The sequence below is a fragment of the Pseudoduganella buxea genome (assembly GCF_009720835.1).
GTDB classification, from domain to species: domain Bacteria; phylum Pseudomonadota; class Gammaproteobacteria; order Burkholderiales; family Burkholderiaceae_D; genus Rugamonas; species Rugamonas buxea.
Genome location: NZ_WNKZ01000256.1, coordinates 1 through 470, shown reverse-complemented (window position 1 = coordinate 470; position 470 = coordinate 1). Strand labels below are relative to the sequence as shown.

Annotated in this window: 1 pseudogene; it reads left to right on the top strand. The window is 74.7% G+C overall.

Features of this window, described 5'->3' with window-relative positions:
- A pseudogene (locus GM672_RS28670) lies at nucleotides 1–470 on the top strand (AAA family ATPase); the annotation flags it as partial.

Here is a 470-nt window from a genome sequence, read left to right as displayed (position 1 = left end):
TGAAGCGGCGCAGCTGGCCGCGGCCCCCCAGCTGGACCTGGCCAAGGCGCTGGACGCCCGCATCGACGCGATGCAGCCACCCCACGCCCAGGCCCGCTCGGCCCGCGATGCGGCGGTGGCGGTTGTCACGCAGGCGGCAACGGCGCTGAGCGACAAGCGCAACGAGCGGCGCAAGCTGCACGAAGCGCAGCAGTTCAGCCAGGAATGGCTGGCCCAGCACCGCCACTGGGCCGCACTGGGCCAGGAATGGCCCCGCTGGGAAGGCCTATTCGGCCAGGCCGGCCGGGCCCTGGGCCAGGTGGACGCGTTCGCGGCCAAGCTGGCCCAGGCGCGCGAACAGGCCAACACGCAACGCGACGCGCAGATCGCCGCGCGCGACCAGCTGGAAGGGGCGGCCGCGCGCGTGGCGGCCCTGCAGGCGCAGCGCGACGAGGCCTTGCGGGCACTTGCAGCGTTCGACGCCGAGGCAG